This is a genomic window from Rubrobacter aplysinae (assembly GCF_001029505.1).
GTDB lineage: Bacteria > Actinomycetota > Rubrobacteria > Rubrobacterales > Rubrobacteraceae > Rubrobacter_A > Rubrobacter_A aplysinae.
This window is the reverse complement of record NZ_LEKH01000003.1, coordinates 127,587-149,077: the sequence shown is the minus strand read 5'-3', so window position 1 is coordinate 149,077 and position 21,491 is coordinate 127,587. Positions and strand designations below refer to the sequence as shown.

Below are 21,491 nucleotides of genomic sequence, written 5' to 3'. Positions count from 1 at the left end.
GAATGCAGGTAATACTCAAGCAGGACGTAGAGAAGATCGGGCAGCAAGGCGAGATCGTGGACCTCAGCAAGGGCTACGTGCGGAACTTTCTCGTGCCCCGGGGCCTGGCCGAGGTCGCCACGGCCGGCAAGCTCGAGGAGGCCCGCCACGAGATGGAGGCCACCGCCGAGCGCGAGCGCCGCACCGCCGAGCGCGCCGAGGAGATAGCCGCCACCCTCAACAAGAGCGTTATCACCATCGAGGCTCGCACCGGCGAGGACGAGCGCCTGTTCGGCTCGGTCACGGCGGCCAACATCGCCTCCTCCATCGAGCGGGCGCGGGAGATCCACGTGGACCGGCGCAAGATCCGCATGGACGAGCCGATCCGGGCCCTCGGAACGTATCAGGTGCCGATCCAGGTCCACGGCGACATCGAGGCCACCGTTAAGATCATAGTCGTCCCCAAGCTCTAAAAACGGGGCTCTAGCTCGGCTTCAGGGCACGCCCTAACCTGAGCTAGAGGGTTAGTTTCAGGGGGTCCTGGCTCTTGTGCCGGGGCCCTTTTTGCTGCATTCTGGAAAGGTGGAACGCAGGGGGAGAATGAGGGGAGTACAGGGAGGCGCGGCCCAGAACCTGGAGTCGCGCGTACCGCCGCACGACCTGGAGGCCGAGCGCGCGGTCATAGGCGCGATGCTCGTGAGCGAGAGCGCCGTCTCCACGGTCGGCGAGAGGATATCGGCGGAGGATTTCTACTCCGAGACGCACCGTGTGATCTACCGCGCCATGATGACCCTCTACGGGCGGGGCGAGCCCATAGACCAGCTCACGCTCACCAACGAGCTCAAGGGCATGGACGAGTACGACCGCATCGGCGGCCGGGCCTACGTGTTCCAGATAGTCGAGAGCGTGCCGACCGCCGCCAACGCCAGCCGTTACGCCGAGATAGTGCGCGGCAAGGCGCTCCTGCGGGCGGTCATAGACGCGGGGTCGCGCATAACCGAGGACGCCTACAACGAGCCCGACGACGTTGGCAGCGCCCTCGACTCCGCCGAGCAACTCATCTACGGCATCTCCAACCGGACCATGAAGGAACAGCTCTCCCCGCTCTCGGAGCTCGCGCCGACGGCTCTGGAGATGATCCAGAATCTCTACGAGCACGACGGACAGGTCACGGGGGTCGAGACCGGTTTCGAGGACCTCGACCGCCTGACCACCGGCTTTCACAAGAGCGATCTGGTAGTTCTTGCAGCGAGGCCTGCTATGGGGAAGACGGCATTCGCGCTTAACGCCATCTGGCAGGCCGCCGGGGTGGACGGGCTGCCTGTCGCGGTCTTCTCTCTGGAGATGAGCAAGGAGCAGCTCGTGCAGCGGCTCATCTCGCAGTACACCCGGATACCGACGCAGGCGCTGAGGAGCGGCGACGTGAAGGCCGAGGACTGGCCAAAGCTCGTGCGCGGCGTCGCGGAGGTAAGCCGGGCCCCGATCTGGATAGACGACACCGCCGGCACGTCTCTCATGGAGATGCGGGCCAAGGTGCGCCGTCTCGCCAGCCGCCTGAACACCCAGGCCGAGGACGGCGACTCGAATAACAAACCGCTCTCGCTGGTGGTCGTAGACTACCTCCAGCTCATGGTCGGCCAGACCAACGAGAGCCGCCAGCAGGAGATAGCCGAGATCAGCCGCGGACTCAAGGTCCTCGCCCGCGACCTGAACGTCCCGGTAATAGCCATCGCCCAGCTCTCGCGTGCCGTCGAGCAACGCCACGACAAGCGTCCGCTACTCTCGGATCTGCGTGATTCCGGCGCAATAGAGCAGGACGCGGACATGGTGATGTTCTTGTACCGTGACGAGTACTACAACCCCGACTCCGAGGACAAGGGCATCGCAGAGGTGATCGTGGGTAAGCACCGTAACGGTCCCACCGGCAAGGCCCAGCTCGCCTGGCTTGAGCAGTACACCAAGTTTGGCTCGCTCGCCCGGGGCAACTGAGTGGTACAGCTGAGGTAATCAGGGTAACGGAGCCGCCGGGGTGGAGCTTATCTAAGCTCGCTCAAAACTGCCGGGAGTTTCTCGAAGTTGCATAGGGTTCGGCTCTCACGGCTGACTCGGATCAGACCCCGTCGCACCGGGAGATCACCCGGTTTCTCCCGGCCTCTTTCGCTTCGTAGAGGGCTTCGTCGGCCTCTTTCAGGAGGGCGTCCGACATGCACGGGCCTCTCTGCTCCACACCCCCGAGCACGGCGACCCCCGCGCTTATCGTGAGGACGCCCGGGGGCTCTTTGGCCCCGTGGGTTATCCCGAGCCTCTCCACCGACCCCCGGATACGTTCGGCGGCCCTTTTTGAGGCTTCGAGCGTCTGTTCCGGGAGGAGGGCCAGGAACTCCTCGCCGCCATACCGGTAGATCGTATCGCCCCTGCGAACGTTTTGCGCCACGGTCCGCGCCACCAGCCTGAGCGCCTCGTCTCCGGCCAGGTGGCCGTAGGTGTCGTTGTAGAGCTTGAAGTGGTCCACGTCGCAGAGGATCGCGCAGTAGCTGTGCCCGTAACGCTCGGTCCGGGCGTGCAGGACCTCGATGTCTTCCCGCATCTGTAGACGGTTGCCGAGATGTGTCAGGGGGTCGGTGCGGGCTTGATCCGCTAGCCTGGCGTTGAGCTCCTCGAGTTCCGTCCTCTGCTCCGCGAGCTGCCGGTGCAGGGCCGTGAGCCGGCGGGCCGAGATGAGCCGCACCTGTAGCTCGTCGCGGTCGAGCGGCTTCGAGAGGTAGTCGTCGGCTCCGGCCTCGAAGCCCCTCAGTAGGTCCTCCCTGTCCCCGAGCGCCGTAAGGAAGATGAAGTACGCGTACCTGTTCTGCCTTTCCTCCGACTCGGCCCGGACCCGGCGGCAGAGCTCGAGGCCGTCGACGTCCGGCATCATCCAGTCGCTGACGATTACGTCCACGTCCGGGTTCTCCTGGTAGAGGCGCCAGGCTTCTCCGCCGCTTTTCGCCGGCAGGCACTCGTGCCCCAGCTTCTCGACGGCGCGCCGCACGATGAGGAGCGAGACGGCGTCGTCTTCGGCGACCAGTATCCGCAAGCTAGCCCTCCCGGGCCAGGTGCGTGAGCTCCGGGCGTATCCGGTCGAACTCCGCTTCGAGCGCCTCCAAGGCCTCCGGTGCGCCCGCGAGGTCGCCGGATTCGCCGGCCTCTTGGAGCTCCGCGCACAGCTCCTGCATGTCGTGGGCGCCCATGTTGCCGCTACTCCCCTTGAGCGCGTGGGCAACCTCCTTTACCTGCTCCGCCCTCCCCTCGTCCATGGCGCTACGGAGGGTGTGTATCCGGGAGTCCGCGTCGTCGAGGAACATGCCGGCGAGCTCGGCCACCAGGCTCTGCTCACCGGCTGCACCTCCGTCGTCCAGCTCTCTGAGACCGGCGAGAACGGCGGGATCCAGTGCCCTGGCAATACCCTCATCTGCTCTGTCAGCGCCGCTTTTACAGGCGGAGCCCTTTTCTCGGGCGGAGTCCTCGCCTCCTTCCACGGCGGCGGATTCCTCTGCATATACCCAGTTCAAAAGCACCTCTCCCAGCTCTCCGGCCTTGACGGGTTTTGAGATGTAGTCGTCCATGCCCGCTTCGAGCGCCCTGGCCCGGTCTCCTTGCAGGGCGTTCGCGGTCATGGCGATTATGGGCACGTGTCCGCCGGACTCACTCTCCCGGCTCCGGATCTCGGCGGTTGCCTCGTAGCCGTCCAGGTTCGGCATCTGTATGTCCATCACCACGGCTGCGTAGTCGGTACGCGAGACGGCCTCCACGGCCTCTGCGCCGTCCTCCGCCACGTCAACCCGGTAGCCGAGCCTCTCCAGGGTGCGCACGGCGACCTTCTGGTTAACCTCGTTGTCCTCGGCCAGCAGGAGCCTGGACCGGGTGTGGGCCTCGGCCTCCTTGAGGGTGTGGGCGCTCACCAGGGTCTGGGTGTCGTGCGCGCCGCCAGGCTCCTCGTCGTCCGCGCCCATTACTATCGAGAGCATATCGTAGAGCTGCGCCTGGCGTATGGGCTTTGTCAGGTAGGCTTCTATACCGGCCCTGCGGGCCTCTTCACCGTCGCCGCGCTGGCCCATGGAGGTCGCGATCACGAGGTGCGTCCGGGAGAGCCTCGGGTCCTGACTGATGTTTCGGGCCAGCTCCAGACCGTTCATTTTCGGCATCTGCATGTCCAGTATCGCAAGGTCGTAGGGTGTCCCGTTCTCCGCAGCCGAGCGCAGCTTCTGTAGGGCCTCCGCTCCTCCCCGGGCCTCCTCCACCTCCATTCCCCAGGGAGTTATCTGGTGGCGCAGGATGGAGCGGTTGGTGGTGTTGTCGTCCACGACGAGGGTCTTCACGCCGTGCAGGTCGGCGCGCGGGCGGGGGGTGGCCGGGATCTCCGAAGAGAGCTTCTCGAATCTGGCCGTGAAGTAGAAGGTGCTCCCGACGCCCGGTTCGCTCTCTACCCGGACCTCACCGCCCATCAGCCCCGCCAGCCGCTGGCTGATGGCGAGCCCGAGCCCCGTGCCGCCGTAGCGCCGGGTCGTGGAGGAGTCTGCCTGGGAGAAAGACTCGAACAGGTTCTTCCGCTGATCCTCGTCCAGGCCGATGCCGGTGTCCCGGACCTCGAAGAGGATCACCGCCGACTCCTCTGTCTCCTCTGCGAGCTCCGCCTTCAATACGACCTCGCCCTCCTCGGTAAACTTGATGGCGTTGCCGAGGAGGTTGGTCAGGACCTGGCGTAGACGTCCGGGGTCACCTTTGAGGGCGGCTGGCACGTCGTAGTCCACGAGACCCGCGATCTCCAGCCCCTTGCCCTGGGCGCGCTCGGCGAGCAGCACGGCGGTATCTTCGACCGCGGCCCTGAGGTCGAACACGATCTCTTCCAGCTCCACCTTCTCGGCCTCGATCTTCGAGAAGTCCAGGATGTCGTTGATCAGGGCCAGCAACGTCTCTCCCGAGCGGCGGACCGTGTCCACGTACTCGTATTGCTCGGGGTCGAGGTTCGTGTCCAGCAAGAGGTCCGACATCCCGATAACGCCGTTCATGGGGGTGCGGATCTCGTGCGACATGTTCGCCAGAAAGTCGCTCTTGGCCCGGTTTGCGTCTTCTGCCTCTTTCCTCGCCTCCGAAAGCTGGGCGGTACGTTTCTCCACGCGGGACTCCAGCGACTCGTTGAGCTCGCGGACCTCGGTCTCCGCCTGCTGACGCTCGGCGAGCTCCATCTGGGCCTCCTCGTAGAGCCGAGCGTTATCCACCGCCAGGGCCGCGCGCCGGGCGAGCTCCTCGGCCATCTCCAGGTCCTCATCCCCGTAACGTCGGGCCGCCTCCGAGAGGGCGAAGGTGAACGTCCCGAGCGATCGCCCCCGGGCCACGAGCGGCACGATCATAACGGATCTCAGGCCGATCTCTCGCAAGTGCCTCAGATGTTCCTCGTCCTGGGTGGTGGCTTGTATCATCTCGGCGGTGAGCTCCGGGTACATCTGGGACCGTCCGGTGCGCAGCGCCTCGCCCACGCCGTACGGGCCGTCGGGGCCCGGCGGGTACTCCTCCTTCAACCTCTGCGCCCACCGGGCCATCTCTGGGTCCTCGTGCGCCACCGACAGTGTGTTGAGCTCGTCGTTCTCTAGAAGACTCGTGACGCACCAGTCGGCGAGCTCCGGCACGGCCAGCTCCGTTACGCCGGCGAGCGCGTGCCGGTAGTCGAGCGTTGAGGAGAGCACGGAGCTCGCTTCGACCAGAAAGCGCTGTATCTCCTCCTTCCGCTTGCGCCAGGTGATGTCCCTAACGGAGCCGGCCATTCTCACCGGAGCGCCACCCTCGTCCCACAGTGCCTCTCCCCGGGCCTCGCCGATCCGGTACTCGCCGCTTGAGTGCAGGATTCTGTACTCGGAGACGAAATCCTCGCCGCTCTCCAGGTGATTCGTGACGTCGTCCTGTACCGCCTGCCGGTCTTCGGGGTGGATCAGGCTCATGTAAAGCTCGAAGCTGGAGTCGGTCTCGTCCCGGGAGAGTCCCAGGAGCTCGAAGAGCCGGTCGTTCCAGTACACCTCGCCGGTTTGGATGTCCCAGTCCCAGATACCGTCGTTGGAGCCTTCCATCACCAGCCTGTAGCGTTCCTCGCTCGCCTTGAGCGCGGCTGTGCGCCGCCGGACCCGCTTCTCCAGCTCCTCGTTGAGCCGCCGGATCTCCTCCTCAGCCCGCTTGCGATCCGTAATGTCCTGAGTCTGGGCGATCAGGTACAGCGGCCGGTCCTCGGCGTCCCTGACGGCCGAGACGTGGAGCGAGATCCACAGCGTACGCCCGTCCCGGTGGAGGTAGCGTTTCTCCAGCTGGTAGCTCTGGATCTCACCCGCCATCAGCCGCCGGACCTGCTCCACGCTGGTGTCCACGTCGTCGGGGTGGGTGATGTCCGCAAACGTGGAGCCGAGCAACTCCTGCCGGGAGCGGCCGAGCATCCGGCACAGAAAGTCGTTTACCTGCACGAAGCGTCCGTTCCCGGGGTGGTTCAGAGCCATGCCGACCGCGGCGTTGTCGAAGGCTCCCCGGAAAAGCCCCTCGGCCTCCCGCAGCTCCCTCTCCCGCTCGTTGCGCCCGGTGACGTCGCGCACGGCGGCGATCCTCACGGTCTGGCCCTTGTAGACGGAGCGCCGGCCCCGGATCTCGACGTCGAACCGGGTCCCGTCCTTTTTTACGCCAACGATCTCGTACGGCTCCTCGGACATGCCGAGGATGTGGTCCCGCGCAATCTCCACGTACTCCGGGACGACGAACTCCGCCAGCAGCGAGCGGCCCACGATCTCCGGGGGCTCGTCGTAGCCGAACATCGAGGCGAAGGCCGCGTTGGACTCGATTATCGTGCCCCTGTCGGCGATCACGACACCCTCGAACGTCGCCTCGCTCAGGCCGTGCAGGCGCTGCTCGCTATCCGCCACCCGCCGCTCGGCCTCTACCCGCTCGCTTATATCCTTGACGATTCCGTGGACACCGACGGTCTCCTGATCCACCACCGCCGGTACCAGGCTAACGCCGACCTCGACCATGTGGCCGTCCCTGTGCAGCAGCCCGGACTCCAGGTTCTGCGGCTCGCCCGCGAGGGCCCTGGTGAAATACCCCGTCAGGCGCTCCCTGTCTCCCGGCACGACGAGGGGTGACAGGGTGCTCTCGAACAGTTCCTCCCGGGTGTAGCCGGTAACCTCCGACATCGTTGGGTTCGCCGAGATCAGGCACCCCTCCGGGTCGAGCGAGATCACGCCATCCGGGTTGTACTCCGAGAGCGAGGCGTAGCTTTGCTGGCTCTCTCTCAGTAGCCGCTCGGCCTCGACACGTCCGGTAATGTCCCTGGCGGAGGCCAGCACCCGCTTCTTCCCATCCTGCTCGACGGCCCCGATCCGCACCTCGACCGGGAAGGCCGTGCCGTCCTTGCGCACATGCTCTCCGTGGTGTATCCCTACGGTCTCACCCGGTTCGGCCTCCATCACCCGCTGCCACAGGGTCCCGTCCGGGGGCTCGGTCCCCTCCGGCACGAGGTTGGTGGCAAAGTCTCTCACGGAAAGGCAGAGCATCTCCTCCCGCGAGTAGCCGAGGGAGCGGGCCGCCTCGGAGTTGGCGTCGAGTATGTAGCCCTGCTCGTCGTGGACCAGCAGGGCGTCCACCGACTGCTCGAAGAACTGGCGGAACCGGCGCTCGTTCTCGCTCAACTCTCGCTCGGTCTCCCTGCGCCCGGTTATGTCGCGGATGATGCCGATGAACGAACGGTCTCCGCCGTGTCGCACCTCTCCGAGCGAGAGCTCCAGCGGGAACTCCTCGCCGCTCTTCCTCAGCCCGGTGAGCTCCGCCGTACTGCCCACGAGGCGGGCCTCTCCGGTCTCCAGATACCGCCGTAACCCGCTGTCGTGAGCCTCCCGGAACCGCTCGGGCATCAGCATCCTGAGCGGCTCTCCGAGTACCTCTCCCGCCCTGTAGCCGAAGATCCGCTCGGCCTGGCCGTTGAAGCCCTGTATGGCTCCATCCAGAGACGTGGCTATGATCGCGTCCGGAGCCGTCTGTATCACGGCGTGGTTGAGCTCTTCGCTCTCCTCCAGCCGGGTCTCCTGGTTTTTGAAGCGGCGGTTGAGGATGGCGATGAAGATGGCGATCGCGAGTATTACGAACGTGGTTACAGCGACGGCCGCCGCCAGCAGGGAGGTATCCAACAAAGCCTCTTACTCTCCGGTCGGGGTGAATCTGGCGGCCATCCCCGTGTATTGCATCCCCGATATGGCACCGCCCATCGCCAGCGCGCTGCCGAGCTTGAGTGCGAGCCCTCTCATGGAGGAGCCCTGCCGGAACTGGTAGGGCAGCCAGAGCGCGACGCCGGAGGCGAAGACCGCGACCACCATCGAGACGAGCAGGGTAAGCACGCTGTAGGTCATCGGGGACGCACTAAGGGCGAGCATCCCGATAAAGTGTATGGACCAGATGACCACGCCCATCACCATCGCGCCGCCCTCGATACAGGCCTTGAGGGAGACTCCGGTGGAGGCCGTCACCCGGCCCGCGAGATCCAGGGCGGAGTAGGAGGCTATCACGGCTATAACTATCGAGAGAGCGACGAGAAAGAGATTGTACGTGCCGTTTATAGCCGTTTCTGGAGCACCGTCCATGTTCACCTCATCTTCCCCGCTTACTCGCTGCCGCCGCTTCCGGAGGCCGCACGCAGTGCGCAGTACGGCGCGCCCGGACTCCTCCCGGCGGCTCTGCGTGCTCCCCGCATGGTCCGCACGATAGTGTCCGAGCGCGCCGTACACTCTGCCGCGTTCGCCGCCGTACCCGGCTTCCCGGCACCCCGGCCGAGCTCGCGGGTGCCCGGCGAACCCGGACCGTCTATTCTCCCTGTTCTTCGGCCGGTAATCGGCACGAGGGGGTGTACACCTTTAGCGTCCCGCGCACGAGGGCTGGAGTTTCGGGGTGACACCAGGCGGGGCGGAGGAACTGTCTCCTTTGTCAGAGGGGCTAGATCAGGCCTGAGCGGGATCGTGCGGGCCTCGTCCGGTGTATCGGTCGCCATACAGGGAGGGCCGTTGCTCGTTGCCGAGGCTGGCTAGCGGGTGGTGAGAGGAGACACGCCGATTACTTTATCGGGGCCCCCATCGCGTGGTAACCGCCGTCAACGTGGATCAGCTCCCCCGTCGTGGCGGGCCACCAGTCGGAGAGGAGGCTGACTATCGCGCGTCCGGCGGGCTCGGTGTCGGTGGTGTCCCAGGCGAGCGGTGCCTGGCGGCCCCACTCGCCCTCGATCTTCTCGAAGCCGCTTATGCCCTTGGCGGCCAGCGTCTTCTGGGGCCCGGCGGAGACGAGGTTCACCCGGATGCCCCTCTCTCCGAGGTCCCGGGCGAGGTAGCGGGAGGTGGACTCCAGCGCTGCCTTTGCCACCCCCATCCAGTCGTAGGAGGGCCAGGCGACGCGGGCGTCGAAGTCCAGCCCGACCACCGAGGAGCCGGGCTTCATCAGGTGCATCATGCCGGTCGAGAGCGCGGCCAGGGAGTACGCCGAGGTCTGTATGGCCGTGCTCACCGACTCCCAGCCCGCCGTGAGAAAGTTGCCGCCGAGGGCGTCCTCCGGGGCGAACGCGATGGCGTGTACGATGCCGTCGAGCTCCCCCCAGCGGTCCTCGAGGTCCCGGGCGGCGGCCTGTATCTGCTCCGGGGAGTTCGCGTCCAGCTCGAGCACCGGCGGCTCGGGATCGAGCTTCTTCGCCGTGCGCTGCGTGAGGCTAATGGCCCGCCCGAAGCCCGAGAGCGCCACCTCTGCGCCTTGCTCGGCGGCGAGCCGGGCGGCGGAGTGCGCGATGGAGCGCCGGTCCAGCACGCCGGTAACCAGTATCTTCTTGCCCTCTAAAAGACCCGCCATCTCTCCTCCTCGGGTATCCTGGAATCAGTCGTTCTAAGCTACTCGAACTACCCAAACGTAATCAAAAGTAACCAAACGGGGGATAGTCTAGGGCATGAGACCCACAGCGGCCAGCGAGGGCGAGGGAGGTGCGGGCGAGAAGCCGTTGCGCGGCCGGGCGGCCCTGGTAACGGGCGTTAGCCGCCGCTCGGGGATAGGGTTCGCGGTCGCCCGCAGGCTCGGGGAACTCGGCGCGGATCTGTACCTGCAGGGCTGGCGCGAACACGACGCGGGGCAGCCGTGGGGGGAGGAGCCGGCGGGCTCGGAGGAGATGGTCCGGGCGCTGCAGGAGGAGACCGGGGTGCGGGTAGGGTATTCCGAGGTGGATCTCGGCTCCTCGGAGGCCCCGGAATGCCTCGTCGCCGGGGCCCGCCAAGCCTACGGTCATCTGGACGTGCTCGTCGCCAACCATGCCCGGAGCAGCTCCGGCGGTTCGGGAAGCCTCGGTAGCCTTACGGCGCGGGAGATAGACGCCCACCTGGCCGTAAACGTGCGGGCGACGATGCTGCTCGTGCAGGCTTTCGCCCTCGGGCACGACGGCAGGCCTGGTGGCCGGGTGGTGCTCTTTACCTCCGGGCAGCATCTCGGCCCGATGCCCGGAGAGCTCGACTACGTCACCTCCAAAGGGGCCGTACACCAGATGACGCTCTCTTTCGCGGGTGACCTGATCCGGCACGGCATCACGCTGAATACCGTCAATCCCGGCCCGGTGGATACCGGGTACCTGACAGAGGAGGAGCGGGGGACGATTTCATCCCGGAGGCCGCACTGGCGCTGGGGCGAGCCCGGAGACGCGGCCCGGCTCGTGGGCTGGCTGTGCACCGACGAGGCCGCGTGGGTGGTCGGGCAGGTCATAGACTCCGAGGGCGGGTTCCGGCTGTAACGCGCCGGACCTCCATCCTCCGCCGCGTTACCCGGGTGGTCCTCTAAAAACCCTGAAAGTATCAAGGTCCCCGGTGTAGGGTCCCGTAGAAGGTTTCAGGCCGGAGCCTTTCAGGTAGAATCCGCCTTCGTGGATGCGGCTCCCCGGCAAAACCGGCAAAAGGCGGAGAAGGCGAAGAAAAGCGGGGGCGGGCTCGGGTGGGTGCCCAGCCTGCTGAGTCTGCTGACCGGCCTGCTGGTCTCGCTCATCTCCCTCTTCGTGTACCTCAGGACGCTGGCCCCCACCGTGCTCCACTACGCGCCGAAGGCGTTCCCGGACTCGGTGCTTTTGCAGGTCAAGGCCTACGTCCTTAGCATCCCGAACCCGACCGGGTATCCGACGTACATACTGCTGGCCCACCTGTTCACGTACCTGCCGCTGGGGGACCCGGCTTTCCGGGTAAACCTCGCGTCCGCGGTCTTCGCGGCCCTGGCGGTGTTCACGCTTTTCATGGCCTGCCGAAAGCTGGTGGGGTGGACGCTGCCCGCCGCCGCCGCCGCGTTGCTCTTCGGGTTGAGCCAGGCTTTCTGGAGCCAGGCCATCATAACCGAGGTGTACACCCTGAACGCCCTCACGATAGCGCTGGTCCTGCTCGCGCTCTTCACGTGGCGCGAGAGGCGCGGCGGGACCGGTGGGGCCGACGGGAGCGGCGGGGCTAACGGGGACCGCTACCTGCTGCTTACCGCTTTCCTGCTGGGGCTCGCCGTGACCAACCACATGACGAGCGCGCTGCTCATCCCGGCGGCCTTTCTGTTCGTGTGGATCGTGGACCGCAGCCGGCTCAAGGATCTTCCGCTGGTGTTAAAGGGTGCGGGGCTCTTCTTGCTCGCGCTCACCCCGTACATCTACCTGCCGGTGCGGGCGAGGATGGACCCGCCCCTGAACGAGACCGATCCCTCTACCCCGGGCAGCTTCCTCTCGCTCGTGACCGGGGCCAACTTCGACAGCCGGATGCTGGCCTTCGGGCCCCTGGAGCTTCCGGGGCGGCTATCCATGTATCTGGAGCTCCTGCTACAGCAGTTCAGCCCCGTGTTCCTCGTGGTCGCGGCCGTGGGCGTCGGGTATCTCGCCGCCGCTGACCGGGCCGCCCTGGCCCTGCTCGGATTCCTGTACGCGGGCTGGCTGTTCTACGCGCTGGAGTACCGGATCGCGGACATCTACCCGTACTTTATCCCGACCTACCTGGTGATCTCGCTCCTCGTCTGCGCGGGGGCGTTCGCGCTCATGGACCTCGGCGCCTGGCTGGTCGGCCGCTACAGCGCCCGGGGCGAGCGTCCGGCGTTCTACGCGGTGGCCGGGTTGCTGGTGGCCGCGTCTTTTCTCGGGGTGCGCGGCACCTACGCCGCCGTGGACCTCAGCGGCGATTACCGGGGCCAGGAGACCATAGAGTCCGTCGAGGAGGCGGTGTTGCCGGACTCTACCGTGCTGCACAGCGGGAGCTCGCTGTGGTACCTCCGGGAGGTCGAGCAGACCCGGCCGAGCCTGAGCCTGGTGGACCCCTTCGAGGCGGGAGAGTGGGAGTCGGCGACGGGGCTCTGGGCCGAACGGGCCAACTATTACCTCGACAAGGGACCAGTATACGTACTGTTTCCGCCCGGAACGGTCCAGAAGAACGTCTCGTACTTCGAGGAGGCCGGGCTCTCGCTGTTCCTCGCCGACGAGAAGCAGAACCTCTACCGGGTGGAGCGCCAGGAGGGCTACGAGGAGATGCCGCTCACCTCGCCTTGATCGTGGGTGCTCCTCGGCGCTAGCGGAGCTGGTGCGGGCCCCTTACCCCTCGGGCTCCAGCGAGGCTCCGGTGGTGCCCGGCCCCGTAGTTTCCTCGATTCTGGTGCGGTAGTCCTCGTAGACCTTTTCCACCCCGGCCCGCCACGAGAGCAGGTCCTCGCGGCGGCGCTCTATCTTCTCTTTGCTCTGGCCGTTTATGAGGTTGTTCTGCTCCTCCGGGTCCTCGGAGAGGTCGTAGTATTCGTCCTGCTGGTTGCCGTAGTTGTAGATGTACTTGTCGCCGTCCTCTATGCTCATCAGGCAGGTAAAGGGTTGGTAGCAGGACATCCTGTGGGTGCGGTTCTCCCGCTCCGGCCCGAGCAGGGAGATGCCCGGGTACTCCCCGCCTCCTACCCGGTAGCCCAAAAGGTCCGCCACGGTCGGCAGTATGTCCGTGTGGTTCGCCAGCGACTCGTAGCGGTCGGGCGTCGGGTTTTGCGGGTCGTGGACGAGGAAGGGCACGTGGGTGCCCTCGCTATAGGGGATGTTGTCGTGCTGGTTGCGGCCGTGCTCGCCGAACGCCTCGCCGTGGTCGCCGACCACGACGAAGACGGTGTCCTCGTACAGACCCAGGTCCATGTACTGCTGGAAGAGTTTCTGGAGGAACTGGTCCTGGTAGTGGAGGGCGTTCAGGTAGTTGTTCAGGTCCTCGTCCTCGGCGTACCGTTTCTTCTCGAAGTCCTGCGGGACGCCGTAGTCGTGGTGCGTCCCGACCGTCAGGTACGAGGCCAGGAAGGGCGTCGATTCCGGGCCTGAGTTGTTGGCGAGCCACTGCTGGCTCGGGTTCAGCATTATGTCGTCCTCGTAGCCGAAGTAGTTCACCTCGTCGTAGCCCTCCTTGGGGAAGGCCTCCAGCGGGTAGAACTCGTCGTAGCCGAAGTTCTCGACCAGGGCGCCCCGGCGCTCGAACTCCTCGGTCGCCGACTGGAAGAAGGCGGTCTTGTAGCCCTCCTGATCCAGCATCTCGGGTAGGCACTCCGCGGGCAGCGAGTCCTCGTCGGACTCGGAGTTATCCTGGTCCATCGGCGGCGCTATGCCGCAGTGGGAGGCCGTGAGGGCCTTCGAGGTGTGGGGCACCACGGCGTTGAAGTCCTCCGCCATCAGGCTGTGCCTGGAGAGCCGTTGCAGGAAAGGTGTGACCTGCTCCTCCTGCGGCAGGGCCTGCTGCCGCTCGTCGTACGGGGTTGTCGAGCCGGCCTGGGTCGACTCCAGGTACACCATCACGACGTTCCGCTTCTGCGCGGGCTCGCCCTGGAGCATGGTCTGCGTCGGGGGCTGCTCGGCTGCGAGCACCTTGCTCGTTTTCGGCTCCACGTCCGCGTAGTTGACCTTCTCGACCTCGGTAACGAACATGTTTACCAGCGTGTCGCGGGTGAAGGAGCTGCTCGCGCCGGTGATGCTCGGCACCGCCGAGAGCCCGGCGAGCGCAAAGGCGGCGGCGAAGACCGCTACCCGGGTAAGCGTGGGCCCCCTGGCGGTCCAGGTCGGCACGTACCAGTCGTGCTGGAAGAGCCGGGTGATAATCGCCGGACCGGCTATCACGTAGAAGAGAACCGCCGAGAGCAGCCAGATCATCCAGGGCCGGGCCTCTGCGGCGATGACCCCTTGTATCTCTCCGAACGAGGATATGGCGAGGCCTATGACGTCCAGGCTCAGGGGAGAGCCGGTCGTCTCGTAGTAGAAGTGCGCGCTCGTGCTCAGGAGCACCACCACGAGGGTGGAGACGTGGAAGATCACGAGCACTGCCCAGCGCGGCGCTCCCTTGCGGAACACGGTAAACAGACCGACCCACAGAGCGACGTATCCGAGGTTGAAGAGCAGGTCCGAGCGTACCTGGTCCAGGAACCCCAGAAAGCCCGGCGTCTCCTCCCGGGCGATTACCCGGATTACCTTCAAAAGTACGTTGTAGATCGCCAGGGGCACCAGCAGGGAGAGTATGTAGATCCAATCTCCACGCCCCAGAAGCCGCCGGACCCTGGACGCTCCCCGGCCGAACATGTTCTCGTTAGAAGCCATGAATGCGCGGAATTGTAGCAGAGTTTCGGGGAGACTTATCCCGCAACAAGCGCAAATCCGGCCTCCGGGTCCGGGTTTTGTTACGAGGGCCTTGCCACGAAGAACTTTACGGGCTTTACGAGAGCAGAGCCAACTTCTCAGCCCCGATTTTTAGCCTCGGGCTCCGCTAGAATCAGGCGTAATCATGCCGGACGGTGTAAAAGCAGACGAGCCGGGAGGATGAACTTGGAAAGCGATAAGAGGGGTGAGAGCGACGAGGGCGGTAAGCCGGATGGCCCGCGTGGTGGAGGATGGGGGGATCTCGCGCTTTATCTGATCTCCTTGCCCCGGGATGACCGGGAGCGGTTCTCGCGCCACGCGGCCCTGGACCTCCCGCCGGACCCCGAGGACGAGGAGGCGGTGACGAGGCTGCTGGAAGCCTACGCCCGGGGCAACCCTTCGGACACCCCGTCCGGCTTGCTGGCGACGACCGGCGCGCAGGCCGGGTTCGCCGGGGATGCGGAGTTCGCCGTCCGCGCCGGCCGGGCCGCCCTGGAGCTTGCAAAGACCGGCGGCGACCGGGCCCTGGCCCACGTCTCGCTGGCCCAGACCCACTTCCAGAGCCGCCGCCGGGAGGAGGAGCTAGCCCTCTTCGAGCATCACTGCCGCGCCGCCGTAGAGGAGGGCCACTCCGGCACCTTCTGCTACGAGCGGCTCGCCACCCTGTACGAGTACCGGGGCTGGACGAACGAGGCGGAGAGGATCTGCCGCAGCGCCGTCGAGGTTCTCGGACGCGAGGACCCGCGTTCGGTACAGAAGTTCCAGAAGCGCCTGGACCGTCTCTCCGGCGGGTAGATCGCCGAAGAGCTCCGAAGATATCCGAAGAGCCCCGGAGAGCCACGAATATCCGGGTGGCCGAATGCTTGACCCGCGTGGGGGAAAAGAGCTATCTTTGGGAGCGTTCAGCCGGGCGGCTGGCGGTACAGGGGAACCCGCCGTGGCCGCCGGTCTTACGATGGTCCCTGATGGCCGCCCGCAGCGTCGCGGGGGAGAAGTTAGAGACGTTACGCGGCGCGGGTACAGCGGGGTCGGGGAAGTATTTCAAGGGAAAGAGAGGAGAGCCATGAGCCAGGATCAGGCCGCGGGCAACGGGTACGGCCCGCCGCGGGAGTTCGTCTCGCAGGCAAACGTCACGGACCCCGAGGTTTACGAGGAGGCCGCTCGGGACTACGAGGGTTTCTGGGCCGGATGGGCCAGGGAGCTCCACTGGTTCGAGGACTTCGATCAGGTGCTGAACTGGGACCCGCCGGAGGCCAAGTGGTTCATCGGGGGCAAGCTGAACGTCGCCTACAACTGCCTGGATTACCAGATCGAGCAGGGCCGGGGCGACAAGCCCGCCCTCGTGTGGGAGGCCGACGAGCCCGGACAGGGCAAGAGCTTTACCTACACCGAGCTAAAGGAAGAGGTCGAGAAGTTCGCAAACGTCCTCAAGTCGCTCGGCGTACAGAAGGGCGACCGGGTCGCCGTGTATCTGCCCATGATCCCCGAGATCGCCATAACCATGCTAGCCTGCGCCAGGATCGGCGCGCCCCACTCGGTCGTCTTTAGCGCCTTCAGCGCGGGCGCCCTGCGCGACCGGGTCAACGACGCCGAGGCGAAGGTGATCGTCACCGCGGACACGGCTCCCCGCGGGGGCAAGGTTAGCCCGCTAAAGCAGAACGCCGACGAGGCCCTCGCGGACACGCCGAGCGTGGAGAACGTGGTCGTAGTGCGCCGCAGCGGCGAGAGCGTGGAGATGCAGGACGGCCGCGACCACTACTGGGACGAGCTCGTACGGGACGCCGACGCCGAGTGCCCGGCCGAAAAGATGGACTCCGAGGACATGCTGTACGTCCTGTACTCCTCGGGCTCGACCGGCAAGCCCAAGGGCATCGTCCACACCACCGGCGGCTACCTCACCCAGCTCCGGGCCACGATGCAGTGGGTCATGGACCTCAAGGACGACGACGTGTACTGGTGCACCGCCGACGTTGGCTGGGTCACCGGACACTCCTACCTCGTGTACGGTCCGCTCTCCAACGGCGCGACGAGCGTGATGTTCGAGGGCACGCCGACCTACCCCGAAGCGGACCGCTGGTGGGACGTGATAGAGCGTCACAGTGTAAATATCCTGTACACCGCGCCGACGGCGATCCGGGCCTTCATGAAGCAGGGCACCGCCGAGCTCGAGAAGCACGACCTCTCAAGCCTGCGACTGCTCGGCACGGTCGGCGAGCCCATAAACCCGGCCGCCTGGGAGTGGTACTGGGAGAACGTCGGCGGCGGGCGCTGCCCGGTAGTGGACACCTGGTGGCAGACGGAGACGGGCGGGATCATGATCACGCCGCTACCCGGAATTACCAACGTGAAGCCCGGCGCGGCCTCGTACCCGTTCCCCGGCATCTTCGCCGACCTCTACGACGACGAGGGCAACCGCGTCGAGGGCGCGGGCTCGGGCAACCTGGTCATCACCCACCCGTGGCCCGGCATGCTCCGCACCCTGTACAAGGACCCCGAGCGGTACCGTGACACCTACTGGTCAACCTACGGGGACATGTACTTCGCCGGCGACGGCGCGAAGCGCGACGAGGACGGCCACTTCACCATTACCGGCCGCGTGGACGACGTGATGAACGTCAGCGGGCACCGCATCTCCACGATGGAGGTCGAGAGCGCGCTCGTGAGCCACGAGGCCGTCGCCGAGTCGGCGGTGGTCGGCAAGAACGACGAGGACAAGGGACAGGCGATCTTCGCCTACGTCACCCTCAAGGCCGGATACGAGGATGGCGACGACCTCGGCACCGAGCTCTCCAACCATGTGAGAACCCAGATCGGGCCCATCGCAAAGCCCGAGCGCATCGTCTTCACCGAGGACCTGCCGAAGACCCGTTCGGGCAAGATCATGCGCCGCATCCTGCGCGGCGTCGCCGAAGGCGACTCCGACCTCGGCGACACCTCTACCCTCGCCGACCCGAGCGTCGTGGACTCCCTGCAGGAGGAGGTCAAGCGGTAACGCGGTAACGCAAAGGTAGACGAAGGCAAGCAAGAATAAAGTAAGTCCCGGCCCCTCTCCCGGCTCGACGCCGCTTCACCGCGGCCCGTGACTGGGGAGGGGCCGGGCGCGCCGTAGACGTGGGAGACGCTGGTCTCTAATCCCGCGTTCGCGGACCCTCTTCACGCTCTCGTGTTTCGTAGATTGCCGGGCGTTTCCAGCCACTTCGCCCGGGGTGAGAATGGTTACTTTTGGGACTTCTCGGGAACTTTTTCGGGCTCCGGTCGTAGGAGCCTATAGTAGAATGTGTCTAGCCAGAAAGGTTTCAAAAGTAGCTTTGCAAAGTCTCACGGAGGAGGCGGTTTGGATTTTCTAGGCGGCATAGGTTTCGGCTATATAATGGTAATGATCGCCGGGCTCGTTATCTCCGGGCTCGCGAGCATGTGGGTCAAGCGGTCCTACTCCAAGCACTCACAGGAGATGAGCGCCTCGGGTATGACCGGCGCGCAGGTGGCGCGGAGTATCCTGGACCGCAACGGGCTGACCGACGTAAAGGTGGAGCCGGTCGCGGGCCAGCTAACCGACCACTATGACCCCCGCTCGAAGGTGGTCCGGCTCTCGGAGGACAACTTCAACAAGCCCTCCATCGCCGGGGTGAGTGTCGCGGCACATGAGGTCGGTCACGCCGTACAGGACTCATCCGGGTACCTGCCGATGAAGCTGCGCTCCGGGCTGGTGCCGGTGGCCAACTTCTCGCAGCAGCTCTTCATGCCGCTGCTGTTCATGGGCGTCCTGATCTCGCCGTTCTTCATCGAGATCGCGGCGCTGGTCTTCGCCGGGGTGCTGCTGTTCCACGTGGTGACGCTGCCGGTCGAGATCAACGCCTCGACCCGGGCCTACGGGCAGCTCACGAGCTACGGCTTTCTCTCGCGCAAGGAGGCCGGCGGCACCAAGCGGGTGCTCTCGGCGGCGGCCTTTACCTACATCGCGGCCGCGCTGACCTCGCTGCTAATGCTGGTGTGGCTCCTGCTGGCCTCCCGCCAGTAGGCGTCTCGCCAACGTCTCACCAATAGTGTGAGGCTTCGCCGGACGGCTCCGGCGACAAACGGATAAATCCTCCCGGGCGGGGCGCTCACGCGTCCCGCCCGTTTTTTAGCGGTTTTAGCGGCCAGTATCACGGAATTGAACGCGGATTCTGATGCTAAAATGCCCCTGTTGTGGAAGGTATAGGGAAGATAACCAAGCGCCGGAGGAAGGTCCGGGGGGTCGGAGAGCCGAGCCCCTGGGAACCCCGACACATGCGCCTCAGTAACGTACGGTACGCAGAGACGGCTGGCAGCCCCGAAGCCCGGCGGAACGTGACGCTCGGGGTGGTGCAGCACCTGTGGCGGTCGCCGGTTCCGTTTATCGGGTTCTACCCGCCGGAAGGGATGCCGGTGGTCCGGGACAGGGTCTACACGCCGGAGGCCGCCCGCCGGGTTGACGACGCGGAGTATCTCTGGGGAGTGGAGGAGCACAAGCGGGCCTTTGCCCGGGATCTTGCGCAGACGATGCTCGGCTCCGGCAGCCTGCCCGGTTACTTCGAGGTACCCACGGACGAGGGATGGCGGGTCGTGCTGGACCTCGCGGGCTCCCAGATAGAGTTGGTGGACGCCTGGAACCTCTCGACCACGAGCCGCGTGATCGGGGACCCCGCGCCGTTCGTGTGGGCCTACCGGCACAGCGGGTTCTGTCTGCTCTCCGTGTACGACCGGGACATCGGGAGCCTGCGCGACGATCTGCTGTTTTTCGCCAAGCGCGAGGGCGTAGAGCTCCTGTGGAATCGCAGCGCGGCCTGATCTCCCGCCACAACCCCCTGCCGTAGAGGAGCCCTTGCCGGAGGGTTGGTAGCGCGCTTCACAAGATAATCGGCCGGGCATGTCTTGATGTATGCCCATTCGGGTATAATGCACCCACATCAGAGAGATCCGCCATGCTCTACCGTGAGCGGCGGCATCGTAGGGGAACCGAGCAAGAAAGGTGAACTGCTTAATGCTCACCAGGCACGACACCGGGGGTTTTGCCGCCACCAGCGCCCCAAACGGCTTCGATATAACGGATTTCGAGAGCGCCGGCGTCCGTGTGGTAGAGAGGCGTTTCAAGCCCAAGGACACCATCTTTACGCCCGGAGACCCCGACGATCAGCTTTACTTCCTGCTCTCGGGCACGATCCGGCTGTACAAGATGTACGGCGACTACAAGGAGGCCACGACCGCCCTGCTCAAGGGAGATGGCATCTTTGGCAAGTTGAGCATGGTCGAGGGCCGCTGGCAGGACGTGTTCGCCGAGGCGGTGACCGAGGTGGAGGTGGCCAGCGTGCAGAAGTCCGCGCTGGAGATGGTGCTCAAGCGCCAGCCGGATTTCGCCATGAAGCTATTCTCGTCGCTGTCGGAGCGCCTGCGCCAGTCGGACGAGGTTATAGAGAGCCTTTTGCACCGCGAGGTGTCCACCAGGCTCGCCACGCTGCTCCTGAACCTCTCCGACCGTTTCGGCGAGCAGAACAACGGCTCCGGGACCCTGCTCGACGTCCGGCTTACCCATCAGGATCTCGCGAATATGATCGCCTCCACCCGGGAGGCGGTGTCGAAGGTGATGAGCGAGCTCCAGCGCGAGGGCTACATCGAGGTGCAGAGCCACAAGATAGTCATCCGCGACCGGGACGCTCTCGTGGACTACTCCAACGGACCCTCCGGGCTCTCCATAGACGGGCAGGCCAGGCTCTAACCAGGGGTTACAGGGTCTAGCTCGTGCCGGTGTGCCGGGCTAACTCCTGTAAAACCCTCTACTTTGGCCTACCACGCGGGTTGGCCTTGCGGGCTCTGCGTCTGGCAAAGGCCCAGGCCAGGCCCGCCGCCGTTAGCTCCGCCAGCGTCTGCCACAGCCTGGAGAGCGCGGCCAGGGCGACGGCCACCGGGAGCGGAAACGCCAGGGCCGAGATCGCGGTCAGCATACCCTCCTTCACGCCTATGCCGCTCGGGACCACGACCGAGAGGAAGCCTACCTCCCAGGCGAAAGCGTAACCCCCGACGAGCAGTGCGAGATCCCCGGCACCGACCCGGGCCACGGAGGCGGCCAGCGCCGCGAACCCGAGGCCGAGCAGGGCCCAGCCCATCAGGTAGTAGGGGATGAGGGCGAGCACCCGCCCGTACGAGAGCGTCGCCTCCAGCCGGGGCCGGCCCAGCTTGAGGAGTAGCCGGTTGGCCAGCCGCCCGAAAACGGCCGGGTGCAAGAGTGCCAGACAGACCGGGACGAGCGCGGCCAGGAACAGCGTGTACTCCGTGTGGCGGAAGGCGGGCCAGAAGGGGACGCAGACGACGGTAATGAGGAGGGCCGTGATCAGGATCAGGGCGTTCTCGTACACGATGCTCGCGAAGGTCGTGGAGGCCGGTATGCCCCGCCTCCGGCACAGGCTAATTCGGCCGGCCACCATCGCGACGCTGCCCGGAACATACCGCCCCAGAATGGTCGAGTACCAGATGTGCATGGAATCCGCCCGATCCAGCGGGTCCCCGAAGGAGCGCATCACCAGCCTCCAGCCACCCCACTGCTGCAGGTAGTAGAGCCCGATCAGGACCCCGGACAACGCGAGGTAGGCCGGGTTGAAGCGCCAATCGTAGCCGCGGACCTCGCTCCAGCTACCGTACAGCGCAAGCCCCACGAATACCGCCACGAGGACCACCAGAAACGGTCCCAGGTACGGCCGCGTCCACTTAAAGGCCGCCGCGAAGCGCCTACCTTCTGGCACGTGGAGAGAGACCGGGGCCAGAAGCGTCGGAGAAGAGAGGAGCGTGGCGCATGATCCGCGAGAGTATAACCTGGGGCTTGGAAAGC

Annotated in this window: 15 protein-coding genes; 9 read left to right on the top strand and 6 right to left on the bottom strand. The window is 65.7% G+C overall.

The genetic code is table 11. The annotated features are described in order from the left end of the window. Positions 1-2 precede the first annotated feature (2 nt). Together rplI and dnaB are read left to right on the top strand one after the other, a co-directional pair. Entirely contained in the window at positions 3-452 is a 450-nt protein-coding gene (rplI, locus tag ABD53_RS04695) for a 50S ribosomal protein L9 (RefSeq protein ID WP_047864596.1), read from the top strand. Positions 453-579: 127 nt separating this feature from the next. Then, positions 580-1,968 (top strand): replicative DNA helicase, encoded by a 1,389-nt coding sequence (gene dnaB / locus ABD53_RS04690; protein ID WP_047864595.1) that lies wholly within the window; start codon positions 580-582, stop codon positions 1,966-1,968. Between the two features lie 121 nt (positions 1,969-2,089). On the opposite strand, the gene ABD53_RS04685 is transcribed toward dnaB, so the two are convergent. The 4 genes from ABD53_RS04685 to fabI all read right to left on the bottom strand — a co-directional run bounded on the left by ABD53_RS04685 (position 2,090) and on the right by fabI (position 9,867). Continuing rightward, the gene (locus ABD53_RS04685; RefSeq protein WP_047864594.1) at positions 2,090-3,052 is read right to left on the bottom strand and encodes a GGDEF domain-containing response regulator; all 963 of its coding nucleotides are present in this window, start codon (positions 3,050-3,052) and stop codon (positions 2,090-2,092) included. A gap of 1 nt (position 3,053) precedes the next feature. Further along, complete coding sequence (locus ABD53_RS15695) at positions 3,054-8,171, bottom strand: PAS domain S-box protein (RefSeq protein ID WP_053057677.1); 5,118 nt, start codon at positions 8,169-8,171, stop codon at positions 3,054-3,056. Positions 8,172-8,180: 9 nt separating this feature from the next. Continuing rightward, entirely contained in the window at positions 8,181-8,621 is a 441-nt protein-coding gene (locus tag ABD53_RS04675; protein ID WP_235401365.1) for an MHYT domain-containing protein, read from the bottom strand. A gap of 466 nt (positions 8,622-9,087) precedes the next feature. After that, complete coding sequence (fabI, locus tag ABD53_RS04670) at positions 9,088-9,867, bottom strand: enoyl-ACP reductase FabI (protein WP_047864592.1); 780 nt, start codon at positions 9,865-9,867, stop codon at positions 9,088-9,090. A gap of 94 nt (positions 9,868-9,961) precedes the next feature. Here fabI and ABD53_RS04665 point away from each other — a divergent pair, with 94 nt between their 5' ends. Together ABD53_RS04665 and ABD53_RS04660 are read left to right on the top strand one after the other, a co-directional pair. After that, on the top strand, positions 9,962-10,789 hold the full coding sequence (locus tag ABD53_RS04665) for an SDR family oxidoreductase (RefSeq protein WP_047864591.1): 828 nt from the start codon (positions 9,962-9,964) through the stop codon (positions 10,787-10,789). Between the two features lie 129 nt (positions 10,790-10,918). Beyond that, the gene (locus tag ABD53_RS04660; RefSeq protein WP_047864590.1) at positions 10,919-12,556 is read left to right on the top strand and encodes a glycosyltransferase family 117 protein; all 1,638 of its coding nucleotides are present in this window, start codon (positions 10,919-10,921) and stop codon (positions 12,554-12,556) included. 42 nt (positions 12,557-12,598) lie between these two features. Here the strand turns inward: ABD53_RS04660 and ABD53_RS04655 are convergent, their stop codons facing one another. After that, complete coding sequence (locus ABD53_RS04655) at positions 12,599-14,611, bottom strand: LTA synthase family protein (protein ID WP_084709304.1); 2,013 nt, start codon at positions 14,609-14,611, stop codon at positions 12,599-12,601. Positions 14,612-14,836: 225 nt separating this feature from the next. Between ABD53_RS04655 and ABD53_RS04650 the strand changes: the two genes are divergently transcribed. From ABD53_RS04650 to ABD53_RS04630, 5 genes are all read left to right on the top strand, one after another. Continuing rightward, entirely contained in the window at positions 14,837-15,445 is a 609-nt protein-coding gene (locus ABD53_RS04650) for a hypothetical protein (protein WP_047864588.1), read from the top strand. 268 nt (positions 15,446-15,713) lie between these two features. Then, on the top strand, positions 15,714-17,642 hold the full coding sequence (acs, locus tag ABD53_RS04645; RefSeq protein ID WP_047864587.1) for an acetate--CoA ligase: 1,929 nt from the start codon (positions 15,714-15,716) through the stop codon (positions 17,640-17,642). Between the two features lie 342 nt (positions 17,643-17,984). Beyond that, entirely contained in the window at positions 17,985-18,668 is a 684-nt protein-coding gene (locus tag ABD53_RS04640) for a zinc metallopeptidase (protein ID WP_235401340.1), read from the top strand. 251 nt (positions 18,669-18,919) lie between these two features. Continuing rightward, a complete protein-coding gene (locus ABD53_RS04635; protein WP_152670578.1) occupies positions 18,920-19,459 on the top strand; it encodes a hypothetical protein in 540 nt (179 codons plus the stop codon). A gap of 193 nt (positions 19,460-19,652) precedes the next feature. Further along, positions 19,653-20,384 (top strand): Crp/Fnr family transcriptional regulator, encoded by a 732-nt coding sequence (locus tag ABD53_RS04630; protein ID WP_047864585.1) that lies wholly within the window; start codon positions 19,653-19,655, stop codon positions 20,382-20,384. Between the two features lie 58 nt (positions 20,385-20,442). Here ABD53_RS04630 and ABD53_RS04625 read toward each other — a convergent pair whose 3' ends face one another. Beyond that, positions 20,443-21,405 carry a lysylphosphatidylglycerol synthase domain-containing protein gene (locus tag ABD53_RS04625; protein WP_160309627.1) on the bottom strand — a complete coding sequence of 321 codons (963 nt, stop codon included), beginning with the start codon at positions 21,403-21,405 and terminating at the stop codon, positions 20,443-20,445. Positions 21,406-21,491: the final 86 nt, after the last annotated feature.

Coding starts and splice junctions, on each gene's coding strand:
- rplI (WP_047864596.1), top strand. CDS start 3: ATGCAGGTAATACTCAAGCAGGACGTAGAGAAGATCGGGCAGCAAGGC.
- dnaB (WP_047864595.1), top strand. CDS start 580: ATGAGGGGAGTACAGGGAGGCGCGGCCCAGAACCTGGAGTCGCGCGTA.
- ABD53_RS04675 (WP_235401365.1), bottom strand. CDS start 8,621: ATGGACGGTGCTCCAGAAACGGCTATAAACGGCACGTACAATCTCTTT.
- fabI (WP_047864592.1), bottom strand. CDS start 9,867: ATGGCGGGTCTTTTAGAGGGCAAGAAGATACTGGTTACCGGCGTGCTG.
- ABD53_RS04665 (WP_047864591.1), top strand. CDS start 9,962: ATGAGACCCACAGCGGCCAGCGAGGGCGAGGGAGGTGCGGGCGAGAAG.
- ABD53_RS04655 (WP_084709304.1), bottom strand. CDS start 14,611: ATGGCTTCTAACGAGAACATGTTCGGCCGGGGAGCGTCCAGGGTCCGG.
- acs (WP_047864587.1), top strand. CDS start 15,714: ATGAGCCAGGATCAGGCCGCGGGCAACGGGTACGGCCCGCCGCGGGAG.
- ABD53_RS04635 (WP_152670578.1), top strand. CDS start 18,920: ATGCGCCTCAGTAACGTACGGTACGCAGAGACGGCTGGCAGCCCCGAA.
- ABD53_RS04630 (WP_047864585.1), top strand. CDS start 19,653: ATGCTCACCAGGCACGACACCGGGGGTTTTGCCGCCACCAGCGCCCCA.